12 protein-coding genes are annotated in these 20,282 nt (G+C 26.6%); all 12 read right to left on the reverse strand.

Features of this window, described 5'->3' with window-relative positions:
- A partial coding sequence (locus NH288_RS09670) for an AMP-binding protein (RefSeq protein WP_265214960.1) occupies positions 1-4,160 on the reverse strand: 4,160 nt, incomplete at its 3' end.
- A gap of 15 nt (positions 4,161-4,175) precedes the next feature.
- Positions 4,176-5,228 carry a Gfo/Idh/MocA family oxidoreductase gene (locus NH288_RS09675; protein WP_265214961.1) on the reverse strand — a complete coding sequence of 351 codons (1,053 nt, stop codon included), beginning with the start codon at positions 5,226-5,228 and terminating at the stop codon, positions 4,176-4,178.
- Complete coding sequence (locus tag NH288_RS09680) at positions 5,225-6,304, reverse strand: hypothetical protein (protein ID WP_265214962.1); 1,080 nt, start codon at positions 6,302-6,304, stop codon at positions 5,225-5,227. The genes NH288_RS09675 and NH288_RS09680 overlap by 4 nt, the downstream gene beginning before the upstream one ends.
- Complete coding sequence (locus tag NH288_RS09685; RefSeq protein WP_265214964.1) at positions 6,301-7,740, reverse strand: acyl carrier protein; 1,440 nt, start codon at positions 7,738-7,740, stop codon at positions 6,301-6,303. The genes NH288_RS09680 and NH288_RS09685 overlap by 4 nt, the downstream gene beginning before the upstream one ends.
- The gene (locus NH288_RS09690) at positions 7,741-9,195 is read right to left on the reverse strand and encodes a condensation domain-containing protein (RefSeq protein ID WP_265214966.1); all 1,455 of its coding nucleotides are present in this window, start codon (positions 9,193-9,195) and stop codon (positions 7,741-7,743) included.
- Entirely contained in the window at positions 9,170-10,228 is a 1,059-nt protein-coding gene (locus NH288_RS09695; protein ID WP_265214968.1) for a Gfo/Idh/MocA family oxidoreductase, read from the reverse strand. Before NH288_RS09695 ends, NH288_RS09690 begins: the two co-directional genes overlap by 26 nt.
- The gene (locus NH288_RS09700) at positions 10,228-16,380 is read right to left on the reverse strand and encodes a non-ribosomal peptide synthetase (protein WP_265214970.1); all 6,153 of its coding nucleotides are present in this window, start codon (positions 16,378-16,380) and stop codon (positions 10,228-10,230) included. Before NH288_RS09700 ends, NH288_RS09695 begins: the two co-directional genes overlap by 1 nt.
- Before the next feature lie 12 nt (positions 16,381-16,392).
- Positions 16,393-17,979, reverse strand: coding sequence for a (2,3-dihydroxybenzoyl)adenylate synthase (locus NH288_RS09705; RefSeq protein ID WP_265214972.1), 1,587 nt, complete (start codon positions 17,977-17,979; stop codon positions 16,393-16,395).
- The gene (locus NH288_RS09710; protein WP_265214974.1) at positions 17,979-18,671 is read right to left on the reverse strand and encodes a 4'-phosphopantetheinyl transferase family protein; all 693 of its coding nucleotides are present in this window, start codon (positions 18,669-18,671) and stop codon (positions 17,979-17,981) included. Before NH288_RS09710 ends, NH288_RS09705 begins: the two co-directional genes overlap by 1 nt.
- Entirely contained in the window at positions 18,661-19,413 is a 753-nt protein-coding gene (locus tag NH288_RS09715) for a thioesterase II family protein (RefSeq protein WP_265214975.1), read from the reverse strand. Before NH288_RS09715 ends, NH288_RS09710 begins: the two co-directional genes overlap by 11 nt.
- A gap of 161 nt (positions 19,414-19,574) precedes the next feature.
- The gene (locus NH288_RS09720; RefSeq protein WP_072071458.1) at positions 19,575-19,946 is read right to left on the reverse strand and encodes a metal-dependent transcriptional regulator; all 372 of its coding nucleotides are present in this window, start codon (positions 19,944-19,946) and stop codon (positions 19,575-19,577) included.
- A 124-nt stretch (positions 19,947-20,070) separates the two neighbouring features.
- Positions 20,071-20,282: hypothetical protein (locus tag NH288_RS09725; RefSeq protein ID WP_265214976.1), on the reverse strand; the 212-nt coding region annotated here is incomplete at its 5' end.

Below are 20,282 nucleotides of genomic sequence, written 5' to 3' on the forward strand. Positions count from 1 at the left end.
ATTACTTCTCTATCATTTAAAAAATTTATATCTATATCTCTATTTATAGAGGTTAAATTGTCAAATATTTCAAAATTGCTTTTTGTATCAATTATTCCATTATCATACAACTTAAACCCTTCTGTAAATGACATGTTCATTCTAACTGTATCGTTTGGCAAAAACATGTTTATATACTCTATCAAATTCGCTTTGTTAATTAATGTTAAATTCTGCTTAACTTGTTTAATCATTAAAAATAATTCAGAAGTTTTTAAAACTAAATCATTATTATTTTTTGAATATAAATCTTTTTTATTAATTAATTTCACCCAATCATTTTCTGATATGAAGAAACAATTTTTTCTTATATTATCTTCTGGTTCTGTCATCATTAACACTTGAGAAACTAAAAGCCAAGGCAAATCATTTATAGGCTCAGAAAAAACAAAATATCCATTTGGAGCAATTATTTTATTTAGAAATTCTATGTTTCTAGATAAATTTGCTGTATTTCCAAGAACGTATGAGCCTATTATTATATCGAAAGAATTATTATCAATGCCTTGTTCTTCAGGTGATTTGTCAATATCATATTCAAATATTTTTACATTTTCATTATCTGAAAAATATTTTTTTGCAGGTGGAAAAAAATATTTTTTATTATCTGTAAATGAATACTCATAATTTGCATTGCCTAATGCATTTATTACTTCTTTAGTAGTGGAACCCGATCCTGCTCCTATTTCTAAAATTTTTATAACTCTTCCCTTTTGAATTTTTAAGTATTCATTAATAAACTTACAAATATATAAATTGATAATTTTCGTATTAAGATTTTCTTGATAAAGTGCTTTAATATATTTTTGAGACCCCTCTGGATATAAAATACCCAAAGGATCGATTTTCCCAGTTAGAATATCTACTAAATTATCAGTATTCTCTTTTAAATAATACATAAAATTAATGTCCCCAAAACGTTCTTGCCAATTTGATATTATACTATCCCATTTTTCTTCAATACACTCGTCTGACAATAATTTAGGTATCTTATATAAATTATCTTTTATTTTTATAATTAGCTCTAATCTTTCTAAATATTTGAACCAAATATTTAGAATCCACCAAAATTTGTTTTTAATTCTCTTGGAATAATCACTATTATATCTGTAGAAATCCCCTTCGCTTTTTAAAATATCCAACTTAATAAACGAATTTATTAATGAATGTAGGCATACTTCGTCCCTTGAACTTATAATTTCTTTATAATTAACTTCTGACAAAATATTTGATAATTCAAGAATTTCTGTTGAAGCCTTAACATCTTTTAATAGTTTTTTATTAATATGAGAATCATCAAACTGCTTTCTGTCAAGTTTTATAATTGAATCAATTAATGTATCTTTATTATCATCATTTATTCTAACTATTACATCTCTTATCCCATTATAATTAATCAGTAACTCTTTTACTTCATTAAGACTAATCTTATTGCTCTTAAATCTAATCAAATCTTCTTTTTTTCCTAATAGTTCTATTCCTCCACCATTTAAATATCTGCCAATAGAATCAGTCAAAAGCATTACTTTGTTTTTTGAAAAATCAGTAAAAACTGAAATGGCCACAGATTCAGAGTCATTAATTATATTTTTGGCTAGACTGTCTCCAGAAATATATAAGTTTCCTACACAATCTATAGGACAATCTTCTAAATTATCATCAAAAATATAAAACTGCATATTATCTAATGGTCTAAACGAAATAGAGTCTATTTCTTCATCATCATCTTTATATATAAAATAACCCGACCAAATTGCTACACCTTTATTACCACTTAATACTATAATTTTTTCACAATTAAATTTATTTACTATGTCCTTAATTATTTTTGATGAAGTAAAATCGTTAGAAATTAAAATATTTTTTACACTTATACTTGATTTTTTATTATTTTCCATGTATAAAATAAATTCATCAATTATAGATGGTGTTGTATTTAATAAACTTACAGAATATTTACTTATAAGCTTATGCCATTCTTCTGGATTTGAATTGCCAGGATAAATTACTTTACCTCCTACTATCAACATTGAAAAAATATCAAATATAGATAAATCAAAATTTAAATCAGCCAAAGATAATAAAGAATCAAATCTATTCAAATTTAATTTTTTATTGACACTGTAAATCGTATTAACAACAGCTTTGTGAGTAAACACCGCCCCTTCTATCTTATTATTATCATATACAAGATTTATATATGCACTATCCTCAGGTTTAATTTCTTCGACCACAAATTTTTCGCATAATTTATCCGAAGTCTCTAATTTATTTATATTTAAGTTATTTTCTATGAACAAATCTTCATCCGAAACAACATATTTAATATTAAATTTATTAACTACCTTACTAATTTCTTCTTGTTCTAAGTCTCTACTTAAAGGAATAAAAACTGCACCAAGCAAAAGAGAGGCGAGTACCGCTACTAATTGATTAGAATTGTGAGCAATAAAAATTCCAATATGATCTCCCTTTTTAATCGATTTATGTTTTAAATTTTCAGCTACCAATATAGAACTTCTATATAAATCTTTATAGGTCATAGTCCCTCTAGAATCAATAGCAATCAATTCATCAGAATACAATTTTACATTTTCTAAAAAATCATCAATCAGTGTTCTTTTTGGATTTTTCTTTGTAGTGTTGTTAGCACTTACTCTTTCATTTATTTGCCATTTAGGTAATTCTATTTTCAGAGGCTCTTTCCATACATTATCTAATAAAGCTAATTTCTTAATAGTTTTCTCAAAAGAGCTAAACATATCTTTAAGTACTGAATCTGAAAAAATTCCGTCCCTTACGTCCCAATTTATTTGTAACCCTACATTTGTATCCATCACTTGGCAATCTATAAAAACCTGTGGAGTTTGAGAAATTCCATAATCATACTTCCCTATAAAATCTTTTTGATTAATGCCTATTGCACTTGTATATACATAAGGCAATAAAAATTCTTTTTCATTATTTTCTTTTGCTAAATCTCTTAATATTTCAATCCCTGGATATGAGCTATGATCCATACACTCAAAAATATCTTTATTTATATCTTTACAAGCTTCATTAAAAGACAAATTACTATTTTTAAAGGCTAAAATAGCAGTGTTAGTAAAATCTCCTATTAAATTATTATCAATGCCTTTTAAATTATTATCGTTGAAAAATGTTAAATTTAAGCTAAACTCTTTAGCTGAACTCCACTTTCTTAAAACTTCTCCGTACACTTTAAAGATTGCGGCTGTAGGAGTTATAGAATAAAATTGGGCATTTTTCTTGAATTTATTCCATAATAGTTTATTTAAATTTAGTGATAATCTCTTAAATTTTGGATTTTTGTTATTTATTTCCTCTCTTCTTATTGTAATATCTGGACCAGGTTTTATTGATTGTATCCTTTTATTCCAATATTCCTGATCTTTCTTATATTTTAATGTGTTTTTTTGATTTTCTTCCATCAATTTATATTCCCTGAAAGAAATTTTAGATGATTTATTGCTTCGAGTTTTTCCAAAATACAAATCCTCAAAATCATGAATGAGTTTTGAAATACTGGACCAATCAGCAATCATAAAATCCATTGAAAAATGTAATATCGATTTATTATTGTCTACAGACAGACCTATATCAAACATTGGCCACTCACCCAAAGGATAAATTTTATTTTCGAGTTTTTCCCTTAATGCAAATCTATTTCCTTGTAAAATTCTATACTTTGGAGTTTTAATCAATATTTTTTGATAATTTTCTTGATATATTACAGCTTTTAGCATATCATTATCTTTTATGAGAGTATTCCAAATATCTTCAACCTTATCTTTATCTAGATTATTATATACAAACTCTTGATAAATATGACAAGATGTATTTCCATATGAATATAAATCTCCTCTTCCATATAAATATGCTGATTGCATTGTTGTTAAAGGAAAGGGATCGTATTTATTTTTAGAATTATAAATCCCTGTAATATAATCTATTATTTCTTTTTTATTGTCTTTTAAAGTTTTTAATAAATCATCTGGCAAATTCCCACTTATTGATTTGTATTTTAGCTTGTTTTCTTCAACATATAATTCAATGCCTTTACCAAGGCAATCTTCAATTATTTTTTTATATTTTTCCATAGTCCCCTCCTATTTCTATAAGCTTTCTTCAATGTCCTTAATTGTAATTACATTATTAATTTTATCATTTGTAAATCTTGCAAAACCATTAAAATCTTGAAATATTTTCCATCTATGTGCTGTATTGAATTCTCTATTTGCTCGTTCCCTGTTTAAAATTCCACCATCCACTTCATTCTTTATTTTTACAAGTTCATCTTCAATTGCTTTAACCCAACTATTATTATAAAAATCTTTATATGTGATTTCTTCCTGTTTAAATAATGACTTGTAAATTAATTCATTATTTAAAGATTCATTTTCTTTATCATTACTTACATAACTTCTAGGTCTCCAAAAAACATTTCCGAAAGCATCATCTAATGATAGTAATCCTGCTTTATAATAATAATTAAGGCTATACATAAGCTGCATATTATAATCGGGATGTGTAGGATTAATCACATCGTTGAACTCTATTACTATTGGAATATTTCCCCATAATCCTGATACTATTTTAAAAGGTCCAGCAAATTTACTTTTTATATCATTATCTATTTTTAAGCTCCCTGTCAGCCCTGACATTGATATCAAATCAAATGCTATATATGCTAACTGAGTCGAGAAGGTTACATTAATGTACTCTAATTCAGACATGATATTCAATTTTCTTGCATATTTTATAAATTTTCTTATATTCTCAAAATTAGAATATAAATTTGCAGTCATATATACTGAATCATTCTTGATAGCTTGCTTATAGCACTTTTCTAAATGCTCCTTGAAAACTGGTTGTTCTTGAATAACGTTTATACCATGACTTAATAATGACATACATACATCAGTACCATTACCGCCAACACCTTCAGTTCTCAAAATGACACATGCTAAATCAATATTAATCGGTATGTCTTTTATGTTTAAATAATAGGGGATATTGTATTTCTCTGATATCCTTTTTGAGCGTTCACTACCATTACACAAAATCCCGCATAACTCAAAATCATCTTTTAATTCTTTTAATGCTTTTATATAAAATTCTCCAAAGGTAGTTCCGCAAACAATTGTATTTATTTTTTTCATTTTCATATATCACCTGATTTAAAATAATTTTTATAATCAATTTCTTTATCAGAAATTTGATAGAAAAAAGAGGTGTCAATTTCTTTCATTTTTTTCAACAAAGAATTATTAATTAAAATATCACTCATATCAAAATAATTTCTAGATTCGTTTTCATAACTATGTTCTTGAACTAACAATGTTGTAGCAACAGTAGTTAATGCAGTCATCCTTTCAGGAGTAGAACTTTTTAAAACAACACTAAGCTCTCCGTTTTTTTCTTTATAAGAGCCCTTCACGTTTAATATAAATCCACATGTTTTATCATTCTTAAAACAATCAACATCAGATAAACAAGCCATTTTTTTTGCTTTTTCTTTCAAATCAACTTCATCAACTTTTATGTTTTCTAAATATTTCTTCATAACCCCATCTTTAATACAAATGTTGAAGTTTGCTATATTCGGATTAATTAATTTGCATATTTTTAAAGTTCGAGTATCCATATATGGAAATTTATACCAAATATTATCAAAAATTTTGATCTTCTCTTCTATATTATCTATGGTGCATGAAGTTAATTCTCCATCTTTAAAAATGGTTTTAGGATAAAATTCATCATTTTCTAAATATTCCAAATATTGCTTAGCTGCACTATAAGAAAATTTACCTGAGGTCAGATAGTCAATGGATATATTATTTATCCTATCAAAGAATGAAGCTCCAAATTTCGGAAGATATTCCATTAATCCTGGTGATGACCCTATTCCATAAAATAAAATATTATCTTCAAAATTAACTTGTTTTTTAAATTTATAATAATTCAAGTCTATAATTTTTAATTTGTATCCTGGAAGTTTATTAATAAAATTCAAAATGGTAGGTTCAGTGCAATAAGAACAATTAATTAAAACATCACAATCATCAACAAAATTAAAGCTTAAATCATCTTCTAAATCAAAAAAGCTTGTTATATTAACGTGTTTATTATATACATCAGTATTATTCCTAACTCCTAATTTTATCGGTTTTATACCATAATTATTTAATAATTTAGTACACTCTTTACCTATTGCTCCAGCTGCACCAATAATTCCTATCATATTTCACCCTCTACAATATATGATGAGCTAATCTTATTTTCTATGATATTATAAAATTCATAAAGTGTTGAATGCTCAAATATTTCGTTTAATCCTAATTTGCAATTAAAGCTTATTTCAACCTCGGAAATTACTTTAGTTGCAGATAAGCTATTTCCACCTAACTTAAAGAAGTTTGAATCAGGATATAGGCAATTTTCATTTAAATTTTTTGCCCAAATTTCTTTGATTTCCTTATAATTTTTTTCATTTTTTATTAGATATTCTTTTTTGTTTTGCCTATTCACGCTGTTGTTAATTAAATTAATATAGTTACCATATTTTTCCTCAGTTATTCCTTCCAAGACAAATATAGTATTTTTAAAATCTTTTTTGAGACTTGTTTTAATTTCACCTTGAATTTTTGAATAATCTGTTAAACATTTTGAACAACAAATTATTAATTGATCTTCTGGGTTTATGTAAAACTCACTATTATCAAAATATTTAATGATCGTTTTTTTTATATAATCTTTTTTATAGAAAAAACCATTTCGTTCTATATACTCACCATATAAAAATTTTTCTTGAAAAAAAATTGCTGTCAATATAGCTAATGGATCCATTTCATAAAAATCTGTCACTACTAGTTTTCCTTCTGCCCTCAGTAATAATTTCGAAAATTTTATTAGCAATTCAATATTTTCAAATAAATGTAATGAATTTATTAACAATACGTAATCGAATTTCCCAACAAATTCAGATGTTATAAAGCTACCATTATATTCTTCAACTAAAACATTGGGAAATTCTTTTTCATCAAAACTTTTCCTATTATTAAATATTGTTAGTTGAATATTCTCAATTTTTTTTAAAAAACATTCTATTAAAAAATCATTTCCTAAATCAATGATAGCCACAGATGATGGAGCATTTTTTTGATTCAACTCTTTTTTAATTTGATTTAATTTTATTTTAATATCTTCCCTTTCAAATCCTAACTTTCGAGGAGACATACAATCATCTGTAAGCAATAAGTACTTATTATCATTGTTTGTTAAAATATCTAAAAATAAAGACTTTTTGGTTTGTAAATTTCTATATATTTTATTGCTTTTTATTTTACGTTCCAATTCATTATTTTTAACTATGCTTTTAGAATATACTTTCCAATAATTTATAATTTTTTCATTCCTTAAATCTAATTTCAACTTTTGTGTATCAATCTCTTTTATTAAATCTAATATGAATTTCTTTACCAAATATTCTCTTTCAATATAATTGTCATTCTTATATATAGATTTTTTACATTTTGTTTTATATTTATGTGATTTCACTTTAACTTCTAGCTCTGGAGAAATAATTAAGTATTGATTGTTTTCCTCTTCACTAGAATATACATAATTTCCTTTATATATTAAATTTTCTAATGTTAAATTATAACTATTTACTTCCATCTAAATAAAATCCCCTTCATTAATTATCTCTTTTATAACTGTTATATATATATCTATTAAATTATTTATATAATTATAAGAAAATAATTCGCCCACATAATCAAATGACAAAACCAATGAATTATCAATCATTCTAAGATGATGATCTATAAGTACTTGAGGTGTTTGACTAATTGAATACACTTCTTCAAATCCATTTTGACATGTTTTATAATTTTCATTTAACATACTTGTTACTACTATTGGAAATCCTTCAGCATAATTTTTAATACGAGAAAATTTATTTATCAAATCCACTCCATCATACATCCTATTTTGAAGAGCATTAAATAATTGCTCTTGAGTTTGTTTTATACTTTCTACTATTGACTTGTTATCTTCATATGATATTAAAGCAATGTTTGTAAATTCTCCTATTAAATCATCAACGTCATATAATATAGGTAGCTTTCCAAACATAGTCATATTTATAGTAAATTTTTTATTACTACTTAAATATGACAAAGCTTTCATATAAGCAGTTATTAGAAAAGCTGATAAAGTAATCTTGTTATATTTTGAAAATTCAACTAATTTGTTAGTGAAATTTATAGAAAATTTATGAGATTGTCTTTCGAAATTAGAATTATTTAAATCCGAAACATCTTTATTTAATTTAAGTTTTGGCGGATAATAAATTTTGTTTATATTTTTATCCCAATATTGATCAATCTTTTGTAATATTATTCTATTAGAATCCCTACTCTTGTATTTATGCAACGACTCTAAGTATTTTTTATAATTAGTTTTAGAAAAATCTACTTTTTTATCTAAATATAGGTTAAATAACTTTTCAATTAACTTTCCTGCACTCCATGCATCTAAAATGGAACAGTCAAAACTAATATGAAGGACATCCGACCCCAATATATTTTTCCCAATTGTAAAGTTAAACATCGGCCAAGTTTCTAACTGATAAACTTTATGTGCTAATTCATTCCTGTATTTTTTTCTAATATTTTCATTTTTATAATCATAGGTGCTGATTGTGTATTTAGGTAGATCATTTAAAATCAACGCTTTGCCTTTTGAAAGCATTATCAATCTCAGTGAATCAACTTTATTTATTAGAATGTTAACCGCTTTTTCTAACTTTTCTATATTAATCTTTTCGTTTTCATACTCAATATAATAATGTGAACTCACTTTATTCAAATTCTTTTCCTTAGTTCTTCCACTCATATAGGATAGTTGCAAAGAACTTAATTCCAATTGATTATTTTTTATATATTTTAAAAAAGATAACAGAGTAACTTTATTATTTTTTATATCATTAATAATATTAATGTCGTATATACCCTTTTGAATCCTATACTTTAATTTATTATCTTCTACAAAAAGATATACACCTTCTTTATTCAACCACCTAATATAATTAAATATCTCAAGATCATTTTTTAATGAATCTATCTCCATACTTTTCACCTATTTCCTTTATTTTTGAGGAGTGATATGGGAGCTTTTGTATTTGTTGTATACTTATGGGAAATCCAATTTCTTTCATGATTTCACTCCATTTTTGTGATATTAAAATCTCACTTAATGCTAATGAAGCATTTGCTTTTTTAGAATTGATTTCATGTATGAACTTTTTAATTTCTTCCACTATACAGTTACTAAAAACCGAACTGATGAGGTCTTTAAATTTTATTTCTTCTTCATTTAAACATTTTATATTCAGTTCTTTATTTAATACTTCTGATTCTTCAGATACATACATCCTTGATCTCCAAACCACAGAACCAAAAGTATCTTCAAGTTCTAAACGCCCTCCCCCATAAAAATATGTCATTCTATGAAGAACGTACATATAATTATTTTTGTCTTCATTTGAAATTTCATTGTGTATTTGCATATTTATATTTGTATTTCCATTGGATAGAACCACTCTACTAAATGGGTATCTTTTCTCTGATAGCGATGCATTGATCCTAAAATTTCTAAAAGAAGGAATTGTTGAGTTTAAAATTGATAATTGTGTATAGACCATTTGAGAAGATGTAAGAATGTCCACATAATTTAACTCATCATTTTTATTTAAATATTTTGTGCATTTTTTAAATACTTCCAGGTTATTTAACGAATTATATAAATTGCCTATTCTATAAAATACACCATTACAATTTGCTTCTTTATAACACTCTTGTATTTCTTTATAATTAACAGGGTGTTCTTGCATAACCGATATACCTTTTCTCAATAGACTTAATGCTATATTAGTTCCGCTTCCTCCTAAAACTGAAGAACCAATTACTACAAAAGCTATATCTATGTCTCCAGGTAACATATCTACATTTTTAAATAGCGGTACATGGTTTTTTTTAGCATATTCAAATGATCTTTTACTACCAGAGGCTAAAATACCAACTAACTTTAATTTGTCGATTTTTTTTATAGCATCAATATAATTTTTCCCAAAAGTAGTTCCACAAACTATCACTTTCAACATCACATCCCCCTCTCATTTTGTAAATGAGTTAATACTTTATTTATAACATATCTAAGTGTTGAATTTTCTAGAAATTCACTAAAGTTAAGCTGAAATTCATATTTTTCTAATAGCTTGTTTGATAAATAAATCATATTTAAAGAGTTTCCACCTAATGCAAAGAAATTATCATCTTTACTTACATCATCTAATGATAGTATATCTTTATAAAATTGAGTGATATTTTTACATACATCATTTCTAAATCTTTTTCCTTTATAATTTAATTCTGTATCATTTATATTTTTGTAAAGGTTACCTCCTTGTTCCGAAAAATTATTATCCAGATTTAAAGATTCCTTATTTTTTTCATCGTAATCTGAAATTTTGCCAACTGTAATTTGTTCGTTTATAATCATCTTTTTAATAGTATCTATATAATCATTTTTAAATATGCTTATTTTTTCTTCCATTGACAGATCTTCTACATAGTCAAAAACAATAAGCAGACTACCATTAATTTCCATAACTTGATGGTCTATCCAGACTTGTGGAGTTTGACTTATTGAATATGAATTATCTCCTAAAAAATCACTTGTTGAAATTCCGCCCATTCCTAAGCCACTTGTGAAAACAATTGGAGCTACTTGTTCTACTTTCTTAATTTTCCTAATCTCCCTTATAAAATCTATTGAAGAATAAGATGAATGAGCCATGTCATTTAATAACTGAGCCTGAATTTCTTTTGCATTTTCAATTATTGATTTTCCTTTATTTATATTTACTTCTAATAAGCAAAGTTCTGTAAAATCACCCATTATTTCATTGATTTGAGGATGGATGTTTTCTCTTACAAATTGAGTTACATTTATTACAAATCTATCTGTATTAGAATGCTTACTTATAATTATAGAAAATATTGTTAGCAATATAGATGTTGGAGTTAAATTATTATTCTTTCCTATTGCCTTTATTTCCAACCAATCTTTTTTATTTATTTTGTCTTCTATTCTACAAAATTTTTGATTAGTATTAGATATATCCGTTCTAGCTCCTAGAAAATTTGTTTCAACTGGAAAAGAATCCAGTCTATCTAGCCAGTATTTTCTATCTTTTTCTAATTTAACTTTTCTATTTTCTTTTTTATATAGAACGTAGTCTCTAAAGGAAATATCAATATTTTTCTCTACAAAATTCCCATCATATCTTAACTTAATTTCCTTTAAAAATTTGAACATACTCCAGCCATCTAATATTGTATTGTCAATGCCAATATATAGCCTATATAAATTATCGCCGATTTTTACAACTTTGAAATCAAAGTTTGGAAATTTACTTAAATCAATTATTCTGTGTGATAAATCATCTCTTATTTGTTTTAAGGTTCTATCTTTCAATTCATCATCTAGATAAGTCAAATCGTTAAAATTTATAAGAAATTCTGGATTATTTTCTAATATTTGTTGTTTACCAGAATCTAAAATAATTGTCCTAAGACTTTGATGAAATTTTATCATTTGATTTATAGCATTTTGTAATTTTATAAAATCCAAGTTTTCGATATCAAATTCAAAATAACAATGAGTAGACACATTTCCTAACTTATAAGCGCCCTGCCTACCAATCCAATAAGCCATTTGTACATCTGTTAGAGGAAATGGTTCATATAAGCTATCTTTATCTGGAACTATTAATTGTTCATTTTCAACTTCTTTACACTTATTATTGTTTATAAATATAGCCAATTTATTAACAGTTGGCTTTTCAAATATATCTATAATAGATAGTTTTATTCCTAGCTTATTCCTTATTTCCCCAATTATAGAAGTCGCTATTAGAGAATCTCCACCAATAGAAAAATAATTATTGTCTACACCTATATTTTCATTATTAAAAATATCCTTCCATATTTTTAGTATAGTAAGCTCCAATTCATTTTTAGGTTTTACATTATAATTAATTTCTAATTTTTCTTTTTTATTTTTATTCTTTAACTTATTTTTCAATTTCTTCCTATCAACTTTTCCATTTTTATTTAATGGAATTTCATCTACTTGATAGAAATCAGTAGGGATCATATAGCTTGGTATTTCATGTGATAAATAACTTCTTAATTTTTCAAAGGTAGACTTGTTTTCTTTTAAGTTAGCTATTATAAAAGTTATAAAATTAGAGCATTCTGTCCTTTTTTCACTGTTTATATAGAGGACTTCACAATCATTATTGTCAAAATCATCTGGTCTTACTTCGCTAAATGACTGCTCATTTATTATATCTGCTGTAATAATAGGCAGTAGGTTATTATTTTTTAATTCATTACCAATAATAAGTCCTTTGACTTTCAACACTTTTAGCATTTCTTCTATAAGAGTATTTTTGTCATTACTTCTGTGAATAGAGTTTAGAGCTATAACAATATCAAAACTATCTTTATCTAAAGAAGTTCCTAAGTTATCATTTATACAAACATATTTAAATTTACTATCATTCTCCAAGTCAGATAGATTATTTCTAAAGTAGATAGAACTATCAGCATAAATATACTCACTAACAAACTCTTTAAGCTCTTTAAAAATAGTAGTAGTAAGTTCACTATTTCTAGTTCCATATTCTAAGATTTTTATATTTTTCTTATTATTTAGTCTTGCATAAGCCTTTATTGAATTTATAATGCTATTAATTGATTCTTCATAGCCTAAAAGTTCTTCTGTAAATTTTGACATATAGGATTTATTTGAATCTGAATAAAAGGCTTCTATAGGATCATTTTCTCCCGACAAAATCTTTATAAGCTCCAATTCTAAATCCTTTAAATAATTGCCTATTTCATTATTGCAACTATCTTCATTTATGAAAATCTCATCTTCTCTTAATGAATATTTTTCATTCTTAAATTCTAAATATTTTAAAGATAAAAGTTTATTTATCCAATTTTCAATTATAAATCTATTTCTTTTTGAATCCTTAATTTTATTATAAATATCAACAATTGAGTAGCTATTATTTACTAAATCAAGTTCAAAGCTTTTAAAGACATTTATAATAGTTTTGGCAACCAGATTATTTATTTTTTTATTTTGTGCCCCTATATCCTCATAACAGATTTCTTCTACTTCCTCAATAAAAGAAGTGTCTATTTTTTCTAAACATTTATTAGTATTAAAATTATCAGAATCCTTGTCAATTTTTACAAAGGCTACTAGATTTTTGCTGTTTACTTTTTCTATAAAATCAACTACTACTTTTTTAACACCATCAAATTTACTTATAGCATCTTCGATTTCCCCAAGTTCAATTCTATGACCTTTAATTTTTACTTGAGTGTCTTTTCTTCCAAGAAATTCAATAGTACCATCATTCCAAAATCTTCCATTATCTCCAGTTCTATACCATCTAAGTCCATCTTCTTCAAAATACTTTCTATTAGTTAGGTCTTCATCTCCATGGTAGCATTTAGCAACACCAACTCCACCAATTAGAAGTTCTCCCTTAACATAATTAGGGCATATTCTACCTAATTCATCTAATACTCTATAGACTTGGTTTTTAAGTGGTCTTCCATATGGAATTGATATCCAGTCTTTTGGTATTTCCCTTGGTACATTTAAATAATTTGACCATATAGATGCTTCTGTTGCTCCACCCATAGCAACAACTATAGAATTTTCTTTTTCGCTTATCTTATAAAATCTTCCTGGTAAGTCTTTTGCTATCCAATCTCCCGATAACATAACAATTCTAAGTGGCAGGTTTTTCTTTTCGCCCTCTGCCATAGTTACGAGCATGTCAAAAAGTATAGGTACAGAGTCCCATACACTTACCTTATATTTTTCAATAATTCTAATCCATTCATCAGGATTACGATAATTATCTTCATTAGTTGTTATTAGAGTTCCACCTACACCAAGTATTCCAAAAATATCATATACTGATAAGTCAAAGTCTATTGCTGACACCATAAGTAACGTATCATTTGAATTAATAGAATATTTTTCATTTAAATCATTAATAGTATTAATAGCACTTGTGTGCATGATCTCAACACCCTTTGGCACTCCTGTAGTACCTGATGTCATTATTATATAGGCTGAGTCAAAAGGACTTACTTCTACAGGATTATCAAGACCTAAGGATTTGTCTATAACCTTGTCTAAGTCAATTAAAGAAACTTCTCCTGTATCTAGTTTGCAATTTTCTATTGTTTTATTGTCACTTATGACAAACTTTATGCCAATTTGTTCGTATATTTTAGTTCGTCTTTCGCTAGGTTGATTTATCCCAACAGCAACATATGCCGCTCCAGAAAAAAGTATTCCAAATATAGCATAAATTTGTTTGCTTGATCTTGGAAGAGTAATACCTACATATTCTCCCTTTTTTATTCCATTTTCCTTTAAAAATCCAGCTATTTTTAAGGATTTTTCATATAAGTCTATATAAGATATTTCTTCTTTAGTTTCTGAATCTATAATTGCAATTTTTTCTGGATTTTCTTTTACATTTTTTATAAATCCATCATATAATCTCTCATCAGGAAAGTTTAATGGAAGAATTGATTGAAGCTCTTTTTCTCTTGCTTGTTTTTGATTTTTTGGTAGCACATCAAATTTCTCTTTCCAATTTTCTTTTTCTGTTAGCCTTAAAAGTTGTTCTTCTAAAGAATTTAACATGTCATCTAACATTTTTTTAGGGAAAAGTTCATCTACACTGTCCCAGCATAATACTAAATCTCCATCTTTTATATAAGATTGGAAATCTAACCATACTCCTGGGGTTTGTGATACCATATATGTAATTTTTCCCAAAGCTTTTCTTGAAATTTCAGTTTCTAGTGGATAATCTATGTTGCACGCAAAAACTACAGGTGCTACATTAAGGCTTGTACCCTGTGATTTTGATATATCTCTTTGAACTTGTACTCCACTATAAGATGAATGACTAGCATTGTCTATAAAGGTTTTGCTTATTCTATTCAAAGTTTCTAAGAAAGAAATATCATTTTTTCTTTCATGCTCTACTAATAAGATATTTGTAAAGTCTGCTACCATAGCTTTTAAGTTTTCGTTTGAAAGATCTCTATTAAATAATGGTAAGTTTATAAAAAACTTATCTTGGTTAGTCCATCTTTCTAGAATTAAAGCATATGCAGTTAATAAAACCATTGATGGTGTAGATTTATAGCTTGCCGCAAGCTCTTTTATTTTGCTCCATTTATCTTTTTCAATAACTCGTTTTCTTCTAGTAAATCTCGTTTCTTTAATTTGTTCAGGAGCTTTCTTTAATGGTAAATTAGGTCTTTCTATTTCAAATGAGTCTATTTTTTCTTTCCAAAACTCTTGGTCTTTTTTATAAATTTCAGAGTCTACTTCAAGATTGTTTATATAGTCTTTAAAGGTATAATTGTTTAGATTGTCTAATTCTTTTCCTAAATACAATTCTCCTAATTCTTTCAAAAGAATACTCATACTCATGACATCGGCAACAAGTAAATCTAAATCAAAGAAAATTTTATTTCTATTCTGTGATAGATTTGCAAGTTTTAATCCTGCGACTTCTCCCATTTCTACTCTGAGTTTTCTATGCGATAAATTTTCTCGTATTTCGTCTAGTCTAATTTTGTTTTCTTCATCATCTAAATTAGATAAATCAAAAACTTCAATTTCTTCGCTAAAAGGTTTATCTAATATTTCTTGTTTTCCATCTTCTGTGAATCTTGCTCTGAGCATTGGATGTCTATATTGAAGTTTATTCCATGCATCATTCAATCTTTTACAATCTATTTCTTCTCCGTCTATTTCAATATAGGCATGACAACCCACTCCACCTAGAGTTTGATCATCACTTCTGCCTATAAAATAAGAATATTGAACATCTGTAAGATTGAATGAATCTTTACCATCATTTGATTTTTTATTATCTTTTGAAGGTTTCTTAATAATTTTTGAATTATCTACTAGGTCAAACCATGAATTAAGTGTAGGCTTCTCAATGAGCTTTGCGAAGGAAATTCTAATTCCTTCTTTTTTAAGAATTCCTGAAAGTTGCATTACTTGCATGGAACTTAAGCCTTTTTCTATTAAATTGTCATTTTCTTTTATGTCTGATTTCTTCAAGGTATCTTTTAACCATTTTTCAATTATTAGTTTAATTTCTTTTCTCGCATCAAATTCCATGTTCTACTCCTTTCACTCTATTCTTTTTAATTTATTTCTATCAATTTTTCCCAAAGCAGTTAGCGGCCATGAATCTATATATTTTATAGAATCTGGCAATTTAAATTCCGCTACATTCTTATTTGCTAGAAATGTCCTGATATCTTCTAATGAGAGTTCGTCCTTCTCATCTTTTAATATGAATACTCCTATTTTTTCTCCCAAAAGTTCATCAGGCACTCCTACAACTTGAACATCTCCTATATTTTCATTAGATAGTAAAATATCTTCAATTTCAGAAGGGGTGATTTTTTCTCCAGCCCTATTTATTGTTTCTGAAATTCTTCCAACTACCTGATAATTCCCATCTTTTAGTTTCCTTGCCTTATCTCCAGTTTTGAAATATAAATCTTTGTCTATACATCTTTTATTTACTTCTGGGAGCTTATAATAGCCATAAATTGTGTAAGAGCCTCTAACTATAAGTTCTCCATACTCTTCATCTTTGACCTCTTCTCCATCTTCATCAACTATTAACAATTCATCAAACTCACTTATAGGCTTCCCTTGAGTTGTAAATATAGTTTTACTATCATCATCTAAAGAAGTTGTCATAATCAGACCTTCAGCTATTCCAAAAATTTGTTGTAGTTTGCAACCAAATTCTTTTTCTATCTTTTCAGCAAGTTTTTCTTCTAAAACTGATCCTCCAACTTGAAGAACCTTTAATGAAGATATGTCGTAATCATCTTCCTTTATAAAATCTATACATATATTTGCCATAGCAGGAACTAAGCCCGTTATCGTAACCTCCTCTTCCTCAATTAAAGGCAAGATTTCATCTGGACTTGTTACTGGGCATAAAACAACTTTGCCGCCTATAAAAAATGTCCCTAATATACCTGGGCAACATAAAGGAAAGTTGTGAGCAATAGGAAGAGAAGCCAGATAAATACTGTCTTGATCCATTTTACATCTCTTTGCAGTTTCTTTTGCTACATAGATATAATCGCAATGTCTCCTTGGTATCAATTTGGGTATACCAGTTGTGCCTCCTGATAAAAGTAATAATCCTATCTCTTTATAATTGATCTCTATTTGTTGAGATAAATAATCTTTATCATCAAGATTGTAAAAATTTTTATATCCTTGATTATCTCCAAGAATATAAACTTCAAAATCTATATTTAATTCTTCTCTTACTTCTCTAATCATATCCACATATGAAAAGCCAAGATATTTATACTTAGCTATATATGCTTTTGCTCCTGATTTTTCTAATATTCCCTTTATTTCATTTTTCCTGTGAGCTGGAAGGGATAATACAGGAATCAAACCAATCTTAAACATGGCAAAAAGGATAATAACAAATTCATGGCAATTAGGAAGTTGAAGAACGATTCTATCTCCCTTTTTAAATCCAGCTTTCAATAAACCATTGGCATATTGGCAAGCTTTTCTATTTAATTCTTGATATGAAAGTTCAACATCTCCATCTACTAAGGCAATTTTATCCCCATATTTTTTAGCACAATCTTCAATAAATTCTCCTAAGGTCATATGCGGCCATACTTGTTCATCATAAAATTTTTCTAATTTTTCTTTTAATTCAATGTTCATTAATTCTCCTCCAAGCATATTGCCCCTACATATTTATCGTCATAGTTTAATGACTTTAATCTACTTATTATATTGTTTTTATTATCGCTAATTTCTATAACTTTATTTCCATAAGAAATTATTTCAATTTCTTTCAAGTTTCTTATAAGACCAATCCCATCACATTTAAGATAAGCTTCTTTTGCAGTCCAATATCTATAGAAACTGATTATGTTGTTATCTATATTTATGATTTCATCCTTAGTAAAACAGTTTTCTAATATATCCTTAAACTCAAATTTATAATTTATTTTTTCAACATCTACTCCTACTTCTCTTTTAAAAAAAGCTAACAGGACTAAGCCATCAGTATGTGAGATGTTAAACTTTAATCCTATAGTGTTTTCTAGGTAAGGCTTATTATTTTTATCTCTTTTGACTATTAAATCATTAATTCCTTTTTCTAGTAAACCTTTTAGGGATAAATTAAGTATTGCCCTTGATACTAGATAATTAATTTTTGCTATTTCTGATTTATAATCCTTTGATTTTATTATCTCCTCTTTAGTTAAGTAAGGAAGTAATTTTTCTTCTAATAATTTATCTGTATAAGCCTTGATTAGTATTAAATTATTACTAGCTAACTTATCTTTTAAATCTTCTAAAGTAAGAAAATCATTAATTTTTCTTATTTCATATTCTTCAATTTTCATTTACTTTTATAAACTCTTTTATCTCTTTAATGACACTTTCAGGAGATGTATTGACAAACATATGCTTGCCATCGATATATCTATAAGTGAATTCTTTTGTGGTATAATCTTGCCATTTTATAAGTTCATCTAAGGTCATTTCTTGATCTTTATCTCCCATAAGACCTAGTATAGGTGATTCTAATTTCTCAAATTTTGTATCTTGATAGTCTTCATCTATTACAAAATCTGCCCTAAGTGTTGGCAAGAAAATGGAAATTAAATCCTTATTATCTAAAATTTCTTTTGGTGTTCCTTCATATCTTCTCAAGCCTTCTATAAATCCGTCATCATCAAGATGATAAATTGGATGAGGTTCTTTATATAACGGTGCTCGTCCTCCTGATATTATTATTCCTCTTGGATTTATGTAATCCGAATTTTTAATTCTTAATGCAAGTTCATAAACTATTTTTGTTCCCATACTGTGTCCAAATAAATAATAAGGTTTTCTAAAATCAAAACTTTCTTTCATGTCTTCAAATAAACTATCCACTAAGATGTTAATGTCACTTATAGCCTTTTCAGAAAACCTGTTTTCTCTTCCTGGATACTGGGCAACAAGTAATTTTATATCTTCAAATTCATCTTTCCATTTTCTAAAGGCAGACACCCCGCCACCTGCAAATGGGAATATAAAAAGATTTGCTATTATATTATTTTCATTAATTTCTTTATTTAGTATTTCAAAGCTTTTTGACATAAATTCACCTTTTTATTTGTTTCTGTTAGTATCGGCTAACTCAAAACTATTATATACTATTTGATAACTTTTATCAATAGGTTTAAGGTGTTTTTAAAAATATAATTTTAAAGATAAAAATAGCATAGATATCTCATTATGCGAGTCATCTATGCTATTTACTATAAATTATAATCGAAATGTTTTTTTAATTTTTCAAAAGTTTCATCAGAAATAACATGCTCTATAAGACAAGCTTCGTCTTCAGCATTTTTTGCATCTATTCCAAGTCTTATAAATACGTCCGTCAAATATTTATGCCTTGTATACATTTTTTCGCAAAATATTTTTGACTTCTCTGTTAAACGAATTATTTTATCTTCACCATAAATAATCAGCCCTTTATTTTCAAGTTTTTTTAGCATTCTTGTAACAGTAGGTCTTTTATATTCTAAGTAATTAGCAAGATCCATATTTCTTACTTCCTCTTTTTCCAAAGATAAAATATATATAGCTTCTAAATAATTTTCCTCTGCAAATTCCCTGTGTAGAATGGATTACCCCTCCCTTAAAAATAAAAATAATTACAATCAAATTTAGTAAATACGAAATTAAAGAACTTAGAATATGATTTCCTTAATATTTACACTATTTCATTATACTTATAAAAATCTTTATTTAAAAGTAAATTTTGCAATATTCCTCTAGATTTGTCATGTATTGTTTATTAACTTCAATAAATGCGGTATAATTAATAAAACTGAATAAACGCTTAACGCTTATAACTTTAATAGACCAACTAAGGAAGTCAATAGTTATTTTAAAAATTTTTTTAAAAAATTTTTCAGTCGCAGAACTTAAAAATGTGCATAGCAAATAAACCTCATATA

The sequence above is a fragment of the Anaerococcus sp. NML200537 genome (genome assembly GCF_026131715.1).
Taxonomy (GTDB): Bacteria; Bacillota; Clostridia; order Tissierellales; family Peptoniphilaceae; genus Anaerococcus; species Anaerococcus kampingae.

What these genes read in the sequence shown, in the direction of transcription:
- NH288_RS09700 (WP_265214970.1), bottom strand. Translation starts at nt 16,380, where the DNA reads ATGGAATTTGATGCGAGAAAAGAAATTAAACTAATAATTGAAAAATGG.
- NH288_RS09690 (WP_265214966.1), bottom strand. Translation starts at nt 9,195, where the DNA reads ATGGAGATAGATTCATTAAAAAATGATCTTGAGATATTTAATTATATT.
- NH288_RS09680 (WP_265214962.1), bottom strand. Translation starts at nt 6,304, where the DNA reads ATGATAGGAATTATTGGTGCAGCTGGAGCAATAGGTAAAGAGTGTACT.
- NH288_RS09685 (WP_265214964.1), bottom strand. Translation starts at nt 7,740, where the DNA reads ATGGAAGTAAATAGTTATAATTTAACATTAGAAAATTTAATATATAAA.
- NH288_RS09715 (WP_265214975.1), bottom strand. Translation starts at nt 19,413, where the DNA reads ATGTCAAAAAGCTTTGAAATACTAAATAAAGAAATTAATGAAAATAAT.
- NH288_RS09705 (WP_265214972.1), bottom strand. Translation starts at nt 17,979, where the DNA reads ATGAACATTGAATTAAAAGAAAAATTAGAAAAATTTTATGATGAACAA.
- NH288_RS09710 (WP_265214974.1), bottom strand. Translation starts at nt 18,671, where the DNA reads ATGAAAATTGAAGAATATGAAATAAGAAAAATTAATGATTTTCTTACT.
- NH288_RS09695 (WP_265214968.1), bottom strand. Translation starts at nt 10,228, where the DNA reads ATGTTGAAAGTGATAGTTTGTGGAACTACTTTTGGGAAAAATTATATT.
- NH288_RS09675 (WP_265214961.1), bottom strand. Translation starts at nt 5,228, where the DNA reads ATGAAAATGAAAAAAATAAATACAATTGTTTGCGGAACTACCTTTGGA.